Genomic DNA, 19,093 nt, shown 5'->3' on the forward strand with positions numbered 1-19,093 from the left:
CGACCTTCATCAGCGGGGACTTGCCGGCGCCGTTCTCGCCGCAGATCGCGTGCACCTCGCCCGCCGCGACCGTCAGGTCCACCCCGTCCAGCACGCGCACCCCTTACACCCCGACGCTCGCCGTGGTCACCGCGGCGGCGCTCGTCGGCCTCCTCGCCGCCTGCGGCCAGGAGGCCCGCGGCGGCAGCCGCTACGTACCCGATGCGGGCAAGGGCTCCACCGTGGGTCTCGCGATGCCCACCAAGTCCTCGGAGCGCTGGATCATGGACGGCTCCAACATGGCGGAGCAGTTCGAGGCCGCCGGGTACGAGACCGACCTCCAGTACGGCGACAACAAGGTGGAGAACCAGGTCGCCCAGATCGAGAACATGATCACCAAGGGCCACCAGCTGCTGGTGGTGGCCGCCATCGACGGCTCCGCCCTGACGGACGTGCTGCAGCGGGCCAGCGACGCGGGCACCCGCGTCATCTCCTACGACCGGCTGATCCTGGGAACCGAGAACGTCGACTCCTACGCCTCGTTCGACAACGAGCGCGTCGGACGTCTGCAGGCCACCTACCTGGTGGAGTCGCTGGGTCTGGACGAGGAGGACGACGACGCCCCTCGGACGATCGAGCTGTTCGCGGGATCCAGCGACGACAACAACACCACGTACTTCTGGGACGGCGCGATGGCCGTGCTCGAGCCCTACTTCGAGGACGGCCGGCTGGAGGTGCTCAGCGGCCAGACCCGCATGAACCAGGCCACCACGCAGCAGTGGGACGGCGGCACCGCCCAGAAGCGGATGGACGACCTGATCAGTCGCCACTACGGCTCCACCACGCTCGACGCCGTGCTCTCGCCGTACGACGGCATGTCGATCGGCATCATCTCCGCGCTGCGCAGCGCCGGCTACGGCTCCGAGGCCCGCCCGTACCCGGTGGTGACCGGGCAGGACGCCGAGCTGGCCTCCATCAAGTCGATCATCGCCGGCGCCCAGCAGCAGACCGTCTTCAAGGACACCCGCAAGCTCGCCGAGCAGGCGGTGCTGATGGGTGACGCGCTGCTCAACGACGAGGAGCCCGAGTACAACAACACCACCGACTACGACAACGGTGAGAAGGTCGTGCCCGCCTACCTGTTGGACCCGGTCAGCGTGGACGCCGACAACACCGACCTGCTGGTGGACGAGGGCTACTACACCGCGGAGCAGCTGTCGTGACCGCCCCGGTGCTGACGATGCGGGGCATCGTCAAGGACTTCTCCGGGGTGCGCGCGCTGGACGGGGTGGACCTGACGGTCGCGGCGGGCGAGGTGCACGCGATCTGCGGCGAGAACGGCGCCGGCAAGTCCACGCTGATGAAGGTCGTCAGCGGCGTGCACCCGCCGGGGAGCTGGGAGGGGCGGATCGAGCTGGGCGGCGAGGAGGTCGCGTTCCGCAACGTCCGGGCCAGCGAGCGGCAGGGCGTGGTGATCATCCATCAGGAGCTGGCGCTGGTGCCGCACCTGTCGCTGGCGGAGAACATCTTCCTCGGCAATGAGCACGCCCGCCGCGGCCTCGTCGACTGGGGCCGCACCATGCGCCACGCCGCCGAGCTGCTGGACCGCGTCGGGTTGCCGGAACAACCGCAGACGCGGGTCGCCGACATCGGGATCGGCAAGCAGCAGCTGGTGGAGATCGCGAAGGCGCTCTCCAAGGAGGTCCGCCTGCTGATTCTCGACGAGCCGACCGCCGCGCTGAACGATGAGGACAGCGCCCACCTGCTGGAGCTGATCGGCGGGCTGCGTGCGCAGGGGATCGCCTGCATCGTGATCTCCCACAAGCTGGAGGAGATCCGCCGGATCGCCGACACGGTCACCATCCTGCGGGACGGGCGCACCGTGGAGACGCTGACCGTGCGCACCGCGCCGGGGGCGGCGCCGGAGATCGAGGAGGACCGGATCATCCGCGGCATGGTGGGGCGCGACCTCGACCACCGCTTCCCCGAGCCCGTCGCGTACGCGGGGGAGAACGCCGGGCGGACGGCGCTGGCGATCTCCGGCTGGACGGTGCGGCACCCGATCGACCAGCAGCGGAAGGTGGTGGACGACGTCTCGCTGACCGTCCGCCACGGTGAGATCGTCGGCCTCGCCGGGCTGATGGGGGCGGGCCGGACCGAGTTGGCGATGAGCGTCTTCGGGCGCAGCTACGGCATCCAGGAGGCAGGCACGGTCGCGGTGGACGGACGGGAGGTGAGCACCCGCACCGTTCCGGAGGCGGTGGCCCGCGGGATCGCCTACGTCACCGAGGACCGCAAGACCTACGGCCTCAACCTGATCGACACCGTCCACCGCAACATCTCGCTGACCTCGCTGACCTCGATGGCACGCCGCGGGGTCGTGGACGAGCACGAGGAGCGCGGGCTGGCCGAGCGGTACCGGCGCTCGATGCGGATCAAGACGCCGTCCGTGCTGGAGCCGGTGGAGCGACTGAGCGGCGGCAACCAGCAGAAGGTCGTCCTCAGCAAGTGGATCAACACCGATCCCGAGGTGCTGATCCTCGACGAACCCACCCGGGGGATCGACATCGGCGCCAAGGCGGAGATCTACACCGTCGTCCGCGAGCTGGCAGCGCAGGGGAAGGCCGTCCTCCTCATCTCCTCCGAGCTGCCGGAACTCCTCGGGATGTGCGACCGCGTCTACGCGATGGCCGCCGGCCGGATCACCGGCGAGGTGTCCCGCGAGGACGCCACCCAGGAAGTGCTGATGCGCCACATGACCCAGGACAGGAACTGAGGCACCCCACATGACAACTCCGACGACGACGCGCAACGGCGAGAAGCCGGGCTCCGGGCGCTCCTCGCTCGACGTGCTGCGTGACGCGGCGCGCAACAACATGCGGCAGTACGGGATGCTCATCGCGCTGGCCGCGATCGTCCTGCTGTTCCAGATCTGGACCGGCGGGACGCTGCTGCTGCCGAACAACGTCTCCAACCTGATCCAGCAGAACAGTTACATCCTCATCCTCGCGATGGGGATGATGATGGTGATCATCTGCGGGCACATCGACCTCTCCGTGGGGTCGCTGGCGGCCTTCGTCGGGGCGATCGCCGCGGTGATGATGGTGCGCCACGACGTGCCGTGGGTGCTGGCGCTGGTCCTGGCGCTGCTCATCGGTGCGCTCGCGGGTGCCTGGCAGGGGTTCTGGATCGCCTACGTCGGGATCCCGTCCTTCATCGTCACCCTCGCGGGCATGCTGCTCTTCCGGGGCGCCACCCAGATCGTGCTGGAGGGCCAGTCGGTCAGCCCGTTCCCGTCGGGGTTCCAGCAGATGGCGCAGGGGTTCATCCCCGAGGCGGGCCCGTACACGCAGTACCACAACCCGACGCTGGTGATCGGACTGGTCGTCGCGGTGGTCCTCGTGCTGCAGCAGTGGCGCGACCGCCGGCGGCAGCTGTCCTTCGACCTGGACCCGCTGCCGTTCAACCTGTGGGTGCTGAAGTGCTCAGCGATCGTGCTGGCGGTGGTGGCGGTAACGCTGACCCTGGCCAGCTACCACGGCGTGCCGCTGGTGCTGCTGATCCTCTGCGCGCTGCTCATCGCACTGGGCTACATCATGCGCAACTCGGTCTTCGGCCGGCACGTCTACGCCCTGGGCGGGAACAAGGCGGCGGCGAAGCTGTCGGGGGTGAAGGACAAGCGGGTCACCTTCTCGGTGTTCGTCATCATGGGCATGCTGGCCGCCCTGGCGGGCTGCCTCTACGCAGCCCGGCTGAACGCGGCCACGCCGCAGGCGGGGTTGATGTTCGAGCTGGAGGCCATCGCCGCCGCCTTCATCGGGGGTGCCTCGATGAGCGGCGGCGTCGGGAAGGTGCTCGGGGCCGTCATCGGTGGGCTGGTGCTGGGCGTGCTCAACAACGGGATGTCGCTCGTCGGCATCGGGACCGACGTCCAACAGGTGATCAAGGGGCTGGTGCTGCTGGCGGCCGTCGGCTTCGACGTGTGGAACAAGCGGCGGGCCGGGTCGTGAGGCGACCGCGCGGCCCCGGCACCTCCCGGGGCCGCGCGGCGGGCGGCGGGTCGCGACGGCGTGAACCGAGTAGCCTGGTGCGGGCCCGGCGCCCGACGTGACCTGCGACGCGCCGGAGCGGGCCGGATGGCGGCCGACGGCGAGGGGGAGATCCGGTGGAGGAGGCCGCGGCGCCCGTGCGGGCGCCCAGGGAACCGGCGATGAGTGATGTCGCCAAGCTCGCCGGGGTCTCGCACCAGACGGTCTCCCGGGTCCTCAACGGCCACCCCAACGTGCGCCGGCAGACGATGCTCCGGGTGCGCGCCGCCATCCAGGAGCTGGGCTACCGCCCCAACCGTGCCGCGCGGACCCTGGTGACCGGCCGGTCGCAGCTGATCGGTGTGGTGACGCAGAACTCCACGCTCTACGGACCGTCCTCGCTGCTGGCCTCCTTCGAGCTGGCCGCGGCGGCGCGCGGGTTCGTGGTGAGCGTGCGGCGCGTGCGGGAGCTCGACCGCTCGTCGATCACCGCCGCGGTGGAGCACCACCGCGACCAGCGGGTCGCGGGCATCGTGGTGATAGCGCCGACCGGACCGGCCGACGAGGCGCTGTCGGAGGTGCCGGGTGACGTACCGCTGGTGGCGGTGGACGGCGACCCGGGGCGCCGCGGCGCGGCGCTGGTGACGGTCGACCAGGAGGCGGGGGCGTACGCCGCCACCGCGCACCTGCTGGCTGCCGGCCATCGGACCGTCTGGCACGTCTCCGGCCCCGAGGACTGGTTCGACGCGGCGGGGCGGGTGCGCGGCTGGCAGCGGGCACTGCGCGAGGCCGGGGCCGAGGTCCCGCCGGTGAGCACCGGGGACTGGAGCGCGGCCTCCGGCTACCGTGCGGGGCAGCTGCTGGCGCGGATGCCGGAGGTGACGGCGGTGTTCGCCGCCAACGACCACCAGGCGCTGGGGGTGCTGCGCGCGCTCGCCGAACGCGGTCGACGGGTCCCGGATGACGTCAGCGTGGTGGGGTTCGACGACGTTCCGGAGGCCCCGTTCTTCATCCCGCCCCTGACGACGGTGCGCCCCGATTTCGACGCGGTGGCGGAGCAGACCCTGGCGCTGCTGCTGGACCGGATGGCCGGCCGGGGCGACGGGGCGCCCAGCCGGACGATCACCCCGGCGCTGGTGGAACGCGCGAGCGTCGCACCTCCCCCGCGCTGAGCCGACCCGTCGCGTCCTCGCACACCCCCGATCCGGACCGCTTCGCTCACGGTGCGTGTGCCACCCCTTGACGTCCGTGATGTTAGCGATAACAATCCCTGCTCGAATGCTCGATGCAGCTGAACTCACGGAGGTGGGGCCATGACGCGGACGTCCGAAGCGCTGGTCGTCGGTGTCGACTTCGGCACGCTGTCGGGACGGGCGGTGGTGGTGCGCGTCCGCGACGGGGCGGAGCTCGGGACGGCGGTCCACACCTACCGGCACGGCGTGCTCGACGAGGCGCTGCCCGCCGAGGCGGGCGGCGGGCGGCTCCCGCCGGACTGGGCGTTGCAGGTGCCCGACGACTACCGCGAGGTCCTGCGCCGCGCCGTCCCGGCCGCGCTCGCCGACGCGGGGGCGGACCCGGCCGACGTCGTCGGTCTGGGCACCGCGTTCACCGCCTGCACCATGGTGCCGACCACTGCCGCCGGAACACCGCTCTGCGAGCTGCCCTGGCTGGCCGAACGCCCGCACGCATACGCCAAGTTGTGGAAGCACCACGCCGCGCAGGGCCAGGCCGATCGGATCAACTCCCTGGCGCGCGCTCGTAGCGAGCGATGGCTCGCCCGCTACGGCGGACTCATCTCCTCCGAGTGGGAGTTCGCCAAGGCCCTGCAGATCCTGGAGGAGGACCCGGAGGTCTACGCGGCGACCGAGTGCTGGGTGGAGGCCGCCGACTGGATCGTGTGGGAGTTGACCGGCGTCCACGTCCGCAACGCGTGCAGCGCCGGCTACAAGGGCATCCTCCAGGACGGCGCGTACCCCGACCCCGGGTTCCTCACCGAACTCCACCCCGCGTTCGGCTCCTTCGTGCCCGACAAGCTGGAGCAGCCGGTCGGCCGCCTCGGGGACCGTGCGGGCGGCCTGGGAGCCCGTGCAGCCCGGTGGACGGGGCTGCCCGAGGGGGTGGCGGTCTGCGTGGGGAACGTCGACGCCCACGTGACCGCCCCGGCGGCCGGAGCCGTGGCGCCGGGGCAGATGGTCGCCATCATGGGCACCTCCACCTGCCACGTGATGAGCGCCGAGCACCTGGCCGAGGTGCCGGGCATGTGCGGGGTCGTCGAGGGCGGGATCGTGCCCGGCCTCTGGGGCTACGAGGCGGGCCAGAGCGGCGTGGGCGACATCTTCGCGTGGTACGTGGAGAACCAGGTGCCGCCCGAGTACCACGACCGGGCCCGCGCCGCCGGGGTCTCCGTCCACGAACTGCTCTCCGAGCTGGCGGCGGCCCAGCAGGTGGGCGAGCACGGCCTGTTGGCGCTGGACTGGCACAACGGCAACCGGTCGGTCCTGGTGGACCACGAGCTGTCGGGTCTGGTCCTCGGGCAGACGCTGGCGACCCGGGCGGAGGACGTCTACCGCGCGCTGCTGGAGGCGACCGCGTTCGGTACCCGCGTCGTCGTCGAGGCGTTCGCCGCGGCGGGGGTGCCGGTGACCGAACTCGTCGTGGCGGGCGGCCTCGTGCGCAACCCGCTGCTGATGAGGATCTACGCCGACGTGCTCGGCATGCCGCTGTCGGTCATCCGCTCCGGGCAGGGGCCCGCGCTCGGCGCGGCCCTGCACGCCGCGGTGGCAGCCGGGGCCCATCCCGACATCCGCGCGGCTGCCGGGGCCATGGGCGCTGTCGACCGGGCGGTCCATCGCCCCGACTCCGCCGCCACCGCGGTCTACGACCGGCTGTACGCGGAGTACCTCGTCCTCCACGACACGTTCGGACGCGGTGGCAACGACGTGATGCACACGCTGCGGGCGCTGCGCCGCTCCGCCGCAGAGACGAGGGAGACGTCATGACGCGCACCGAGGCGGTGACGGCCCTGCGGAGGACCGTGGCGGCGCTGCACCGGGAACTGACGCGGTACGAGCTGGTCATCTGGACCGCCGGCAACGTCTCGGCCAGGGTGCCGGGCGCCGACCTCATGGTCATCAAACCGTCCGGGGTGTCCTACGAGGAGCTCGGTCCCGACTCCATGGTCGTCACCGACCTGCACGGCCGCCTGGTGGAGGGCGAGTTCGCCCCGTCGTCCGACACCGCCGCCCACGCGTACGTGTACCGGCACATGCCGGAGGTCGGCGGGGTCGTCCACACCCACTCGCCCTACGCGACCGCGTGGTCGGCGCTGGGGGAGCCCATCCCCTGTGTGCTGACGATGATGGCCGACGAGTTCGGCGGGCCGGTGCCTGTGGGGCCGTTCGCCATGATCGGCGACGACTCCATCGGGCGAGGCATCGTCGAGACGCTTCGCGGCAGCCGCTCGACGGCGGTGCTGATGAGCGGCCACGGGCCGTTCACCGTCGGCCGGGACGCGCCGGCCGCGGTGAAGTCGGCCGTCATGCTGGAGGACGTCGCACGCACCGTCCACCTGGCGCGGCAGCTGGGCGACCCCCGGGAGCTGGATCCGGCCGCGGTGACGCGGCTGTACGAGCGCTATCAGAACGTCTACGGGCAGTCCGACGCCCCCGAGGAGGCGCCATGACCACGGGTACCGACACCGCCGACCGCACCGCGACACCGACGGTCCGGTTCCTGACCGGAAGTCAGCACCTCTACGGACGGGAGGTGCTGGACCAGGTGTCCGAGCAGTCCCGGGCGGTCGCCGAACTGCTCCCCGGGCCCTCGGAGCTGGGGGCCCGGGTGGTGGCGCGCCCCGTCCTCACCGACGCGTCGGCGATCCGCGCCGAGCTCGCCGACGCCGACGCCGACCCGGACTGCGTGGGCGTCATCGCCTGGATGCACACCTTCTCCCCGGCGAAGATGTGGATCACGGGCCTCGACCGGCTCCGCAAGCCGCTGCTGCACCTGCACACCCAGCTCAACCGCGCACTCCCCTGGTCCACGATCGACATGGACTTCATGAACCTCAACCAGGCCGCGCACGGCGACCGGGAGTTCGGCTACGTCCAGACGAGGATCGGGACGCGTCGCAAGACGGTCGTGGGCCACGCGTCCGACCCGGCGGTCGCGGAGCGGATCGGTGAGTGGATCCGCGCGGCGCTCGGCCACCGGAGGCTGAGCTCACTGCGGGTCGCGAGATTCGGCGACAACATGCGGAACGTCGCCGTGACCGAGGGCGACAAGGTCGAAGCGGAGCTGCGCTTCGGCGTCAGCGTCAACACCTACGCGGTCACCGAGCTCGCCGACCGCGTGGACGCCGTCAGGGAGGGAGTGCTGGACGACCTGGTGGCGGAGTACCTCGACCGCTACCGGGTGGCCGCGGAACTCGCCCCGGGCGGGGAGCGGCACAGTTCGCTGCGCTACGCGGCACGGATCGAGGCGGCGCTGCACGAGTTCCTGGTGGAGGGTGGCTTCGGGGCCTTCACCACCAACTTCGAGGACCTCGCGGGGCTGCGCCAGCTGCCTGGGCTCGCCGTGCAGCGGTTGATGGCCCAGGGGTACGGCTTCGGCGGTGAGGGCGACTGGAAGACCGCGGCGCTGCTGGCCACCGCCAAGACGATGGGCCGCGCGTCATTCATGGAGGACTACACCTACCACTTCGGACCGGGCGAGTCGATGGTGCTCGGCGCGCACATGCTGGAGGTCTGCCCCTCCCTGGCGGCGGCTGCACCTTCCTGCGAGATCCATCCGCTCTCGATCGGCGGCCGGGAGGACCCCGTCCGCCTCGTCTTCGACGCGGCCCCGGGCCCGGCCGCGGTCGTGGGGCTCGTCGACCTCGGTGGCCGCTTCCGGCTCGTCGCCAACGAGATCGACGTCGTACCGCCGGACGAGCCGCTCCCCCGACTGCCGGTGGCACGCGCGGTCTGGCGACCGAGGCCGTCACTCCCGGTCTCGGCGGAGTGCTGGCTGATGGCGGGCGGTCCGCACCACACCGTGCTCACCACCGCGGGCACCGGCGCCTGGCGCGATCTGGCGCGGATCACCGACACCGAGCTGCTGGTGATCGGCGGTGACACCACCGGCGAGGGGTTCGAGGACCGCCTCCGGTGGAACCTGCCCTACCACCGGACGCGCGGCCTGTCCTGACGCCGCCCCGTCCCGGCGCCGCCGTCCCCCGGGTGCGGGCGAGGGCGGCGCGAGGCCGTGGGGCCCGGAAGTGCGCGGGGCCGTTTTCTTTCGCACAGCGACCATCGGCCCCGTCGTCCTCGCCGGCCCCGCGGCGCCAGGCTCGAACCATGAAGATTCTCTGGCTGTACGCGCACCCCGAACCCCGCTCGCTGAACGGGTATCTCCGTACCCGCGGGATCGCCGAGGCGACCGCCCTCGGGCACGAGGTGATCCGGTCGGACCTCCACGCGATGGGATGGAACCCGGTGGTCTCCGCGGCGGACGGCACCGGCGGGACGGAGCGGTTCCTGGTCGGCGACGCCGGCCACACGGCGTTCCGCGCCGGGCGGCTCCCGCCCGACGTCACCGCCGAACAGGAGAAGCTGTCGGCGGCCGACGCGCTGGTCGTGCAGTTCCCGTTGTGGTGGTACGGGCCTCCGGCGATCCTCAAGGGGTGGTTCGACCGGGTGCTGGTCAAGGGGTTCGGTTACGGGACGGGCAGCAGGTACGGCGCGGGAGCGCTGGCGGGCAAGCGCGCGCTCACCGTGGTGACGGCCGGCGCCCGGGCGTCCTCCATGGCACCGCGGGGTATCCACGGCTCGATCGACCAGATCCTGTGGCCGCTGCTGCACGGCACCTACTTCTACACCGGCATGGCGGCACTGCCTCCGCTGCTGGTCGGCTCGGCCGACCGAGCCACCGAGGCCGATGCCGACGCGGCCGTGGCGGCTCTCCGCGCCCGGCTCCGCGGGCTGGAGACCGAGGAGCCGATCCCCTTCCGGGCGGAGTCCAGCGGCGACTACGACGACGAACTGCGGCTACGTCCCGGCGTGGCCCCCGGGGCCTCCGGCCTGGAGGCGCACCTCTCGGAGTGAGTGCTTCTTCGGCGGCTCCGGTCCCGTCCCCGACCCCGTTGCGGGGGGGGACGGGTGGGCCGGAGGCGCGGCGGCGGGATCGATCGGCGCGGCCGGGGCCGGTACGGCGACCGCCTCGTCACCGATCGCCCGCCGGGGGTGGCGGACCGCCGCCACCGCAGCGGTACGCCGAGCGACGTCGGTCCGCCACAGAGCGCTCACTCTGCGCACCGGCCGGGGCTCCGGAGCTCCGGGCCGAAGGCGACCACGTCCGGTGGTGTTCGCCCCACCCCGAGGGGACCGACCGCCGGGGTCGACGCGCTGCTGACGCGGACCCTGCGGCGGTCGGGCGGTGCTGGTCACCGCCCGGGTCGCCACCCTCCTCGGGCTCGGGGCCTGGGGCTTCCTGCTGGGCCGCCACGACACGGCGACCGTGGTGCCGTTCGCACTGCTGGTGCCGGTGTTCGGGATGACCTTCGCGGTGCGGCTGCGCGGCGTGGCGCCGGCCGTCCTCGGCGGACGGCCACCGGCCGGGGGTCAGCCGCCGACGCTGAAGACGAAGAAGAGCAACCACGCCTGGCCGCACGCGCACAGCGCACGGGCGAACGGGGACGTGCGGGCGGCCGGAGCGCCGAGCGCCCACACGCCGAGCACGACCGACAAGGCGAGTGCCACGAGGACCTCGCCGCCCGTGGCACACGACGGCACGGCGCAGGCCGACGGCCCGTAGGGCGCGGCACCGGGCCGCAGCGCGGCCGGAAGCACCAACGGAAGCAGGAGCAGTCCGATGGCGGCGGCGAACCGGGCGCCGCGCCCCGTCGCGACGGCGTCGTCGTCGTGCTCGCCCGTACGGCTCGGCTGCGCGGGGGGCTTCTCCATGGCGGTCAGCCAACCGTGGCGACGGGGGCCGCGGTATCCGCTCTCGTACTCATCCCGGTACGGACCCGCTCATCGTGCGCCGGGCGGCGGCCGGGGCGGGGAGGCGCGTGTCCCCTGCGGTCGGCCGTGCTCGTCGGGTCCCGGGGGTGCGGACGGTCGGACGCGTGGCAACGGCGTCTCGGCCGGATCAGTTGCGATTCCGGGCAGCGTCTGCGTCGTGTTCCGCCGGGGCGCACGAGATCGGAGGCCGGTCCCGGTCGCCGGGGCCGGGACCGCGCCCCACGGCCGGCCGTCCGGCGTTTCTCTCCGGGTTCCGGGGGCAGTCGGCGGTCAGTGGACCGGCCGCTGGGAGGCACGATGACAGGAACGATCGCCGACGAGAGTCGGCGTACCGCGAGGAAGGCCAAGGACGGGGCGCGCGAGGTGAAGCGGAGTCCGGCGTTCCGTGCGCTGGCCCGCGCGGGGCTGGTGTCCCAGGCGGTCATCTACCTGCTGGTGGGCGTGGTCGCGCTGCGCGTGGCCTTCGACGGCGACCGGCAGCAGGCCGACCAGGGCGGGGCGCTGGAGGAACTGGCCCAGCAGCCGTTCGGGGCGGCGCTCGTGTGGGCGGTCGGCTGCGGTATAGCCGCGCTGGCGCTGTGGCGGCTGGCCGAGGCCCTGGTGGGCACGGCCGGCCCGGACGGCCACACCGCCAAGAGCCGTGTGCCGATGGCAGGAGCCGCGCTGCTGTGCGCGGTGACGTCCTTCTCGGTGCTCGCCTTCGCCGCGGGGCAGCAGGGCAGCGGGTCCAGCGACGAGCAGTCCCGGGACATGACGGCGCGCGCGATGGAGTGGCCCGCCGGACGCTGGCTGGTGGGCATAGCCGGTCTCGTGGTCGTCGGCGTCGGCGTCTGGATGGGGGTGCGGGCGATCCGGCGCAAGTGGCGGGAGGAGCTGCGTCCCGGCGTGCCGCGCTGGGGAAGGCGGCTGCTGGACGTGCTCGGGGTGGGAGGCGAGCTCGCCCGCGGTGTCGTCTTCGCCACGGCCGGCTTCTTCGTCTGCCGAGCCGCGTTGGTGTTCGACCCCGACGAGGCGGTCGGCCTGGACAACGCCCTCCGCTCGCTGGCGGCGGCCCCGGCCGGACCGTGGGTGCTGACCGCGACCGCGGTGGGACTGATGCTGTTCGGCGGCTTCGCCCTGGCCATGGCGCGCTGGCAGCGGATCTGACGGCCGACGGCCACCCGCGCCGTGCCGGGCCCACCCGCGGTCCCACGGGGCGGCGCCGGGCGCGGTGAGCGCGTGCCGGGCCGGTGCCGCTCGGCGGTCGCGCCGGGGCGGCGGGGTGACGGCCCGGTACCGAACGGTGACGCGTTAGCATGGCGCTCGCCATGGGGACACAGCCGCAGATCCGCAGTTTCGTCGCCGTCGGGGACTCGTTCACCGAAGGTATGTCCGACCTGATGCCCGACGGGAGCTACCGGGGGTGGGCCGACGTGCTCGCCGCCCGCCTGGCCGACCGCTCGCCCGACGGGTTCCGCTACGCCAACCTCGCCGTGCGGGGAAAGCTGATCGGCCAGATCGTCGAGGAGCAGCTGCCGGCCGCCGCCGCGCTGGGCGCGGACCTGGTGACCCTGGTGGGCGGGCTGAACGACGCGTTGCGCCCGGGGTACGACCTGGCTCGGGTCTGCGAGCAGTTGGAGAAGGCGGTCGCGACCCTGGCGCCGTCCTGCGGCACGCTGGTGCTGATGAAGACGCCGGGGCGGCGGGGTCCGGTGTTCGACCGGTACCGGCCGCGGATGGAGGAGTTGTTCTCCGAGATCGACGCCATCGGGGAGCGCCACGGCGCGCTGGTGGTCGACCTGTACACGGCGCGGTCGCTCGCCGACCAGCGGATGTGGGCCGACGACCGGCTCCACCTGACCTCCGAGGCGCACGCACGAGTGGCGGAGGCCGTCTGGCAGCGGCTGGGGCTGGAGCGGGAGTCCGACTGGGAGGCCCCGCTCCGCCCCTCGGGCGCGGCCCGTTGGGGTTCCCGCCGAGCGGCGGACGTCCGCTTCGCCCGCGCACACCTCTTCCCGTGGATCGGCCGGCGGCTCACGGGACGCTCCTCGGGTGACGGTCGGTTCGGTGCCCAGATGGACCCCGCGTCCCGCACCGCGTACTGGGTGGGCCCGGCCGCGGGTGGCACCGGGCCGGTCAGCGGCTGGTCGCGGCTGCCGGACGAGGACTCCCGGGACGCCTCGGCCGGGAAGCCGTCCGCGCCGGGGAACGGCTGACCGTCTCCCGCAGGGACGGAGGACGGGCCCCGTCCCGGGTCGGAACGGCCCTGATCAGGCGAGGTAGAGGGCTCCTGCTCCGCACACACCGCCGACCACCATGAACGTCGGCATCAGGACGGCGTTCTCGACGTGCGACCCGGCGCGGAAGCGCATGAAGGCGGGCGTCCCGGCGGGGTACCAGCGGCGTCCCTTGATCGACAGCGGCCAGAACATCGGGCACCCGGAGATGGTGATGCTGTCGCCGATGGTGTGGACGACGGAGCCGAGGATGATCGGCAGGCCGATCCACAGGTAGGGGTGGTCGGGGAAGAGCCAGGCGGAGCCGTTGCCCGGCTGGTCGAGGATACTGGCCAGGATCCAGGCGGCGGCGGCACCGAGCATCCACACCAGGACGTCGCTGGAGGGGCGGGCGTGGCGCCACAGCAGGCCCTCCACGGCGAGGACCATGTGGATGAAGAGGATGATCAGGACGGCCCACCGGCCCCAGAAGATCGCCGCCGCGGAGAAGCCCACCCCGATGAGCACAGCCCACACCCAGGTGTGGGTGAGCGTCCGGTGCCCGCCGCTGCGCCTGCGGTCGCGGCGTCCGCGGGTGGCGTTGTAGACGGCGGCCGAGAGCTTGTCGATGAAGGCGGCCAACCACCGGGAAGGGGGCCCGAAGGCCCGCGATATGGTGGCCGACCTGTGGTCCAGGTCGGGGGCGAGCGCGGCTCCCGCGCAGATCAGCGTGCCGGTCAGCAGCACGGCCCAGGGCATGGGTGCGCCCGCCCATGAGGTGGCGAGGCCCACCCCCAGCCACGCCATCGCGCCGGACAGTGAGTGCGCAGGTCCCATCATCGACGTAACGCCCCGTCTCGTGTTGCAGGTTGGGAAGGATCAGGGGCCCCGCCGCGTGCGCGGGTGGGTGCTCCGTGGCGCCACAGCGTAGCCCCAGTGGATCTTCGGATGATCAGCCGGTTCCCCCTCGCGGGCCTCGGACAGGCAAGATGGTCCGGTGACCCTCATCGACCAGATTCCTCCGGACGCCGATCCCGACGCTCTCTTCGACGCCTTCTCGTCGTGGACGACCGAGCGGGGGATCACCCTCTACCCCGCCCAGGAGGAAGCACTGATCGAAGTGGTCTCCGGCGCGAACGTGATCCTCTCCACCCCCACCGGGTCGGGGAAGTCGCTGGTCGCGGCGGGGGCGCACTTCTCGGCGCTGGCGCGGGACGAGGTCACCTTCTACACCGCGCCGATCAAGGCGCTGGTGTCGGAGAAGTTCTTCGAGCTCTGCAAGATCTTCGGGACCGAGAACGTCGGCATGCTCACCGGCGACGCGTCGGTGAACGCCGACGCCCCCGTGATCTGCTGCACCGCAGAGGTACTGGCCTCCATCGCCCTGCGGGACGGCCGCAACGCGGACATCGGCCAGGTGGTGATGGACGAGTTCCACTTCTACGCGGAGGCGGACCGCGGCTGGGCGTGGCAGATTCCGCTGCTGGAACTTCCACAGGCGCAGTTCGTCCTGATGTCGGCGACGTTGGGCGACGTCGACCGCTTCGAGGAGGACCTGCGACGGCGCACGGGACGCGCCACCGCAGTGGTTCGTTCGGCGACGCGCCCGGTGCCGTTGAGTTACGAGTACCGCACCACACCGCTGACGGAGACCCTGACCGAACTGCTGGAGACCCGCCAGTCGCCGGTGTACATCGTGCACTTCACCCAGGCGCAGGCCGTCGAGCGCGCGCAGGCCCTGATGAGCATCAACATGTGCACCCGGGCCGAGAAGGACGAGATCGCCGAGCTGATCGGCAACTTCCGCTTCACCACCCGTTTCGGCCGCAACCTCTCCCGCTACGTCCGGCACGGCATCGGGGTGCACCACGCCGGCATGCTGCCCAAGTACCGCCGGCTGGTGGAGAAGCTGGCGCAGGCCGGGCTGCTGAAGGTCATCTGTGGTACCGACACGCTCGGTGTGGGCGTCAACGTCCCGATCCGCACGGTGCTCTTCACCGCGCTGACCAAGTACGACGGCACACGGGTCCGCACGCTGCGTGCCCGTGAGTTCCACCAGATCGCCGGCCGCGCCGGCCGCGCCGGTTTCGACACCTCCGGCTTCGTGGTGGCGCAGGCCCCCGATCACGTGGTGGAGAACGAGAAGTCGCTCGCCAAGGCGGGCGACGACCCCAAGAAGCGGCGCAAGGTGGTGCGCAAGAAGGCCCCCGAGGGCTTCGTCAACTGGGGGCAGAACACCTTCGAGAAGCTGATCGCGGCCGATCCCGAGCCACTGACCAGCCGCTTCCGTGTCAGCCACGCCATGCTTCTCGCGGTGATCGCGCGCCCCGGCAACGCCTTCGACGCGATGCGGCTGCTGCTGGAGGACAACCACGAACCGCGGCGGCAGCAGCTGCGCCACATCAGGCGCGCGATCGCGATCTACCGGTCGCTGCTGGACGGCGGGATCGTGGAGCGGCTGCCCGAACCCGATCCGCAGGGGCGGATCGTACGGCTGACGGTCGACCTCCAGGCCGACTTCGCGCTCAACCAGCCGCTCTCGACCTTCGCGCTGGCCGCGTTCGAGCTCCTGGAGCCGGAGTCGCCGAGCTACGCGCTGGACATGGTGTCGGTGGTCGAGGCGATCCTGGACGACCCCCGGCAGATCCTGGCGGCCCAGCAGAACAAGGCCCGAGGGGAGGCCGTCGGCCAGATGAAGGCCGACGGGATCGAGTACGAGGAGCGGATGGAGCGGCTGATGGACATCACCCATCCCAAGCCGCTGGAGGAACAGCTCTTCCACGCCTACCACGTCTACCGCCACAGCCACCCCTGGGTCGGGGACCACCCGCTGTCGCCGAAGTCGGTGGTACGGGACATGTACGAACGGGCCATGACCTTCAGCGAGTTCGTGTCGCACTACGAACTGGCGCGTGTCGAGGGCATCGTGCTGCGGTACCTCGCCGGCGCGTACAAGGCGCTGGAGCACACGGTGCCGGAGGACCTCAAGTCGGAGGACCTGCACGACATCACCGCCTGGCTGGGTGAGCTGGTCCGCCAGGTGGACTCCAGCCTCCTCGACGAGTGGGAGCAGTTGGCCAACCCCGCCGAGGAGGACGCGGAGGAGGCACGCGAGCGGGCTGACCAGGTGAAGCCCGTGACGGCCAACGCCCGCGCCTTCCGTGTGCTGGTGCGCAACGCGCTCTTCCGCCGGGTGGAGCTCGCGGCGCTGGACCGGGCGGACGAACTCGGCTCGCTCGACGGGGAGTCGGGATGGGACGCGGCGGCCTGGGGCGAGGCGCTGGACGCCTACTGGGACGAGTACGACTCCCTGGGCACCGGCCCGGACGCGCGGGGCCCCAAACTGCTCCGGATCGAGGAGGTGCCCCAGGACGCGCTGTGGCGGGTACGGCAGACCTTCCACGACCCCGCGGGCGACCACGACTGGGGCATCTCGGCGGAGGTGGACCTCACCGCCTCGGACGCGGAGGGCCGTGCGGTCCTGCGGGTCACCTCGGTGGGCAGGTTGTCCGACACCCGGTGACCGCACGGGCGTGCCCGTCGCCCGGCCGCCCGCGCCGGACGGCGGGCGGCGTGTCGGTGGAGCCCGTGCCGGGCGTTGTCCGGGCGCCGCGCAGCGCCCCGGGACGGGCGGCGCGGGGTGGCGTCCGGCTCAGGCGCCGTCCCGGGCCGCGACGCCCATGTGCTCGCCGACCTTGGCCACCAGCAGCTCGGTCTCGTAGCCGAGTTGGGCCGTGTCGGTCTCGCCGCTGGTGAGCACGGCCAGTGCGCTGCCGTCGCCGGCGGCGGCGACGAGCAGGACGCCGTCGTCGAACTCGACCATCGTCTGGCGGACGCTTCCGCTGGCGAACTGGTCACCCACGTTGCGCGCGAGACTGTGCAGTCCGGAGGCGACGGCGGCCAGACGCTCGGCGTCCCCCCGAGGCAGCTGTCTGCTCGTGGAAGTGACCAGGCCGTCGCTTGACAGCAGCAGGACGTGGCGTACACCGGGAAGGCGTTGCGTCAGATCGTCCAGCAGCCAGTCGAGTGTGGTGCTCAGTGCCATGGCTCAGCTCCCCAGGTTCTTCGGGCTACCCCCGCCCACAGCCTTCCCCACACCGCTGCCGAGAGCAACCTCTCGGACACGCACTGGCTGAACCGCGCACGATTCGGGGCCAATCCGTGCCTACGCGGACAGTGATGCGTCATCACCGACCTCGTTCCGGCAGGGTTCGGGCACCGTGAGCAGGGCGGTCGGCACGAGGACCTCCACGGTGAGGCCGGCGGTGTCGCCCGGGCGGAGGTCGATCCGCACGCCGTGCCGGGCTGCGAGCCTACCGGCCACGAAGAGGCCGAGACGGCGGTCGTCGCCCGGCCCGTGGGCAGCGGCGCGCGAGAGCCGCTGCCGCGCTTCGGCCAGGGCGACCTTGTCGAGCCCGGGGCCCCTGTCCTCGATCCGGTAGACGTACCCCTCGGCGTGCCGGGAGCCGGTGACACGGACCCAGGTGTGGGTGGGCGAGTACCGGGTGGCGTTCTCCATCACCTCGGCCAGCAGGTGGGTCACGTCGCCCGCCGCGTGGCCGAGGAGGGCGGCGCGCGGGGACGGGCGCACCTCGACCCTCCGGTAGTCCTCGATCTCGCACTGTGCGGCACGGGCCGCCTCCTCGACGTCCACCGGCCGACGGTGCCGGACGTCCTCGGCGCCGTCGGCCGCGCCGGGGTGACCGGCGAGTGAGGCCAGCAGCTCGGCCTGCCTGCGCGCCCGGGTGGCGAGGTGGTCGAGGAGGAACAGCTCACCCAGCTCCACGGGGTCGGTCGTGCGGTGCTCCATCTGGTCGAGCTGCGACAGCTGGAGATCCGCGAGGTGGCGTCCCCGGTGCGCCAGGCGCACCAGCGCGGGCGTCAGGGCGTTGGGGACGGATGAGGCCGCGGTGTCGGCAATGCCGCGCAGCGCGGCCCGGTGGACGGTGCCCAGCGCCCCGCGCACCTCGGCCACCGGGTCCGTGCCCCGGTCGAACCGCACCGGGGCGTCCACCGGCGGGTCCAGGGTGCCCCCCGCGTGGGCGCGACGTACCGCCCGCGGAAGCCCGCGCCGGGCGAGTTCGAGGGCCTCGTCCCGCACCGCCAGCAGTTCCGCCCGAAGCCGCGCCGCGGCGCGCAGCGGCAACACCACGGCGGCGGCGAGGAGCAGCACGCCGAGCAGCAGAGCCGCGGTGCCACCCGGCCAGGGCCCGGTGTCCGGGGCGACGCCGGCGCGCTGGACGAGCTCCCGCGTGCGGTCGTACCCCTCGGCGAGGCCGCGGTGGGCATCGACCCAGTCGGCGCGGGGCCCCTGGGCGGCAGACCCCGTCTCCCCTGCTCCGTCGGCGGTGGCGAGCCGGTCGGCGGCCACCTCTGCGGCGTGGTGGGCCCCGCTCGCACCGAGTGCGTGGAACGCCTCGCGGGCGGCTCCGTCGAGGACGGACGGCACCGAGGTCTCCAAGGCGGCTCGGCCGGCCGCTGCCTCGGCGAACTGGGCGCGTGCGGGCGCGGGAAGAGTCCCGGAGGTGTCGGCCGCCAGCAGCAGGGCGTCCTGCCGGGAGAGCAGCTCCGCCGCCCGGTCGAGCGCGGGTGGCACGGGCCCGTCCGCCTCCGGACGGGCCGCCGGGGCGTCGAGCAGCGCCGCGACCGCCGCCGTCTGCGCCTGGTAGAGCTCGCTCCACTCCGCGCGGCCCGCGTACGCGCGGAGCCGGAGCTCCGCCAGCTGCGCCAGGTGTGCCGCTGCTTCGGGGTGGGCGTTGTGGTCGAGAGTGGCCTGGGCGTCCAGGGAGGCGTCTGCCGCGGTGCGCGCTGCGCTCCGCCGCTCCTCGGTGCCCGGCCCGTCCGGCGCGGCCCCGTGGGCCGGGGGGCCGGGCGCCAGCCACGCGACGGT

The 19,093-nt window shown here is 72.7% G+C and carries 16 protein-coding genes; 11 read left to right on the forward strand and 5 right to left on the reverse strand.

The annotated features are described in order from the left end of the window. The coding region (locus HCJ92_RS12950; RefSeq protein WP_167933710.1) for an ATP-binding cassette domain-containing protein at positions 1–100 on the reverse strand (100 nt) is incomplete at its 3' end. Positions 101–122: 22 nt separating this feature from the next. Between HCJ92_RS12950 and chvE the strand changes: the two genes are divergently transcribed. From chvE to HCJ92_RS12990, 8 genes are all read left to right on the forward strand, one after another. Continuing rightward, positions 123–1,202: a multiple monosaccharide ABC transporter substrate-binding protein gene (chvE, locus tag HCJ92_RS12955; RefSeq protein ID WP_167933711.1), complete on the forward strand. Its 1,080-nt coding sequence runs from the start codon at positions 123–125 to the stop codon at positions 1,200–1,202. Between the two features lie 17 nt (positions 1,203–1,219). Next, a complete protein-coding gene (locus HCJ92_RS12960) occupies positions 1,220–2,755 on the forward strand; it encodes a sugar ABC transporter ATP-binding protein (RefSeq protein WP_167933725.1) in 1,536 nt (511 codons plus the stop codon). Between the two features lie 10 nt (positions 2,756–2,765). After that, a complete protein-coding gene (gene mmsB / locus HCJ92_RS12965; protein ID WP_209311063.1) occupies positions 2,766–3,989 on the forward strand; it encodes a multiple monosaccharide ABC transporter permease in 1,224 nt (407 codons plus the stop codon). 200 nt (positions 3,990–4,189) lie between these two features. Beyond that, positions 4,190–5,179 (forward strand): LacI family DNA-binding transcriptional regulator, encoded by a 990-nt coding sequence (locus HCJ92_RS12970; protein ID WP_167933712.1) that lies wholly within the window; start codon positions 4,190–4,192, stop codon positions 5,177–5,179. Between the two features lie 141 nt (positions 5,180–5,320). After that, positions 5,321–7,006, forward strand: a complete 1,686-nt coding sequence (gene araB / locus HCJ92_RS12975; protein ID WP_167933713.1) for a ribulokinase — start codon at positions 5,321–5,323, stop codon at positions 7,004–7,006. Continuing rightward, on the forward strand, positions 7,003–7,689 hold the full coding sequence (locus HCJ92_RS12980) for an L-ribulose-5-phosphate 4-epimerase (protein ID WP_167933714.1): 687 nt from the start codon (positions 7,003–7,005) through the stop codon (positions 7,687–7,689). The genes araB and HCJ92_RS12980 overlap by 4 nt, the downstream gene beginning before the upstream one ends. Then, on the forward strand, positions 7,686–9,194 hold the full coding sequence (gene araA, locus HCJ92_RS12985; RefSeq protein ID WP_167933715.1) for an L-arabinose isomerase: 1,509 nt from the start codon (positions 7,686–7,688) through the stop codon (positions 9,192–9,194). The genes HCJ92_RS12980 and araA overlap by 4 nt, the downstream gene beginning before the upstream one ends. 149 nt (positions 9,195–9,343) lie before the next feature. Beyond that, positions 9,344–10,090, forward strand: coding sequence for an NAD(P)H-dependent oxidoreductase (locus HCJ92_RS12990; protein WP_167933716.1), 747 nt, complete (start codon positions 9,344–9,346; stop codon positions 10,088–10,090). Positions 10,091–10,606: 516 nt separating this feature from the next. Here the strand turns inward: HCJ92_RS12990 and HCJ92_RS12995 are convergent. Continuing rightward, positions 10,607–10,948: a hypothetical protein gene (locus tag HCJ92_RS12995; protein ID WP_167933717.1), complete on the reverse strand. Its 342-nt coding sequence runs from the start codon at positions 10,946–10,948 to the stop codon at positions 10,607–10,609. 357 nt (positions 10,949–11,305) lie between these two features. On the opposite strand from HCJ92_RS12995, the gene HCJ92_RS13000 reads away from it, so the two are divergent. Next, positions 11,306–12,154 (forward strand): DUF1206 domain-containing protein, encoded by an 849-nt coding sequence (locus tag HCJ92_RS13000; protein ID WP_167933718.1) that lies wholly within the window; start codon positions 11,306–11,308, stop codon positions 12,152–12,154. Positions 12,155–12,303: 149 nt separating this feature from the next. Then, the gene (locus HCJ92_RS13005; RefSeq protein ID WP_245240830.1) at positions 12,304–13,203 is read left to right on the forward strand and encodes an SGNH/GDSL hydrolase family protein; all 900 of its coding nucleotides are present in this window, start codon (positions 12,304–12,306) and stop codon (positions 13,201–13,203) included. A gap of 54 nt (positions 13,204–13,257) precedes the next feature. Here HCJ92_RS13005 and HCJ92_RS13010 read toward each other — a convergent pair whose 3' ends face one another. After that, entirely contained in the window at positions 13,258–14,043 is a 786-nt protein-coding gene (locus tag HCJ92_RS13010) for a metal-dependent hydrolase (RefSeq protein ID WP_167933720.1), read from the reverse strand. A gap of 157 nt (positions 14,044–14,200) precedes the next feature. Here HCJ92_RS13010 and HCJ92_RS13015 point away from each other — a divergent pair, with 157 nt between their 5' ends. Next, positions 14,201–16,726 carry a DUF3516 domain-containing protein gene (locus HCJ92_RS13015; protein WP_167933721.1) on the forward strand — a complete coding sequence of 842 codons (2,526 nt, stop codon included), beginning with the start codon at positions 14,201–14,203 and terminating at the stop codon, positions 16,724–16,726. A gap of 129 nt (positions 16,727–16,855) precedes the next feature. Here HCJ92_RS13015 and HCJ92_RS13020 read toward each other — a convergent pair whose 3' ends face one another. Both HCJ92_RS13020 and HCJ92_RS13025 read right to left on the reverse strand, forming a co-directional pair. Beyond that, entirely contained in the window at positions 16,856–17,248 is a 393-nt protein-coding gene (locus HCJ92_RS13020; RefSeq protein WP_167933722.1) for a roadblock/LC7 domain-containing protein, read from the reverse strand. 120 nt (positions 17,249–17,368) lie between these two features. Next, the coding region (locus tag HCJ92_RS13025) for an ATP-binding protein (RefSeq protein ID WP_167933723.1) at positions 17,369–19,093 on the reverse strand (1,725 nt) is incomplete at its 5' end.

It is taken from the genome of Streptomyces spiramenti, assembly GCF_012034385.1.
Classification (GTDB): Bacteria; Actinomycetota; Actinomycetes; order Streptomycetales; family Streptomycetaceae; genus Streptomyces; species Streptomyces spiramenti.

Coding starts and splice junctions, on each gene's coding strand:
- HCJ92_RS13000 (WP_167933718.1), top strand. CDS start 11,306: ATGACAGGAACGATCGCCGACGAGAGTCGGCGTACCGCGAGGAAGGCC.
- HCJ92_RS12970 (WP_167933712.1), top strand. CDS start 4,190: ATGAGTGATGTCGCCAAGCTCGCCGGGGTCTCGCACCAGACGGTCTCC.
- HCJ92_RS13020 (WP_167933722.1), bottom strand. CDS start 17,248: ATGGCACTGAGCACCACACTCGACTGGCTGCTGGACGATCTGACGCAA.
- HCJ92_RS12960 (WP_167933725.1), top strand. CDS start 1,220: ATGCGGGGCATCGTCAAGGACTTCTCCGGGGTGCGCGCGCTGGACGGG.
- mmsB (WP_209311063.1), top strand. CDS start 2,766: ATGACAACTCCGACGACGACGCGCAACGGCGAGAAGCCGGGCTCCGGG.
- araA (WP_167933715.1), top strand. CDS start 7,686: ATGACCACGGGTACCGACACCGCCGACCGCACCGCGACACCGACGGTC.
- HCJ92_RS12980 (WP_167933714.1), top strand. CDS start 7,003: ATGACGCGCACCGAGGCGGTGACGGCCCTGCGGAGGACCGTGGCGGCG.
- HCJ92_RS13010 (WP_167933720.1), bottom strand. CDS start 14,043: ATGATGGGACCTGCGCACTCACTGTCCGGCGCGATGGCGTGGCTGGGG.
- araB (WP_167933713.1), top strand. CDS start 5,321: ATGACGCGGACGTCCGAAGCGCTGGTCGTCGGTGTCGACTTCGGCACG.
- HCJ92_RS13005 (WP_245240830.1), top strand. CDS start 12,304: ATGGCGCTCGCCATGGGGACACAGCCGCAGATCCGCAGTTTCGTCGCC.
- HCJ92_RS12995 (WP_167933717.1), bottom strand. CDS start 10,948: ATGGAGAAGCCCCCCGCGCAGCCGAGCCGTACGGGCGAGCACGACGAC.
- HCJ92_RS12990 (WP_167933716.1), top strand. CDS start 9,344: ATGAAGATTCTCTGGCTGTACGCGCACCCCGAACCCCGCTCGCTGAAC.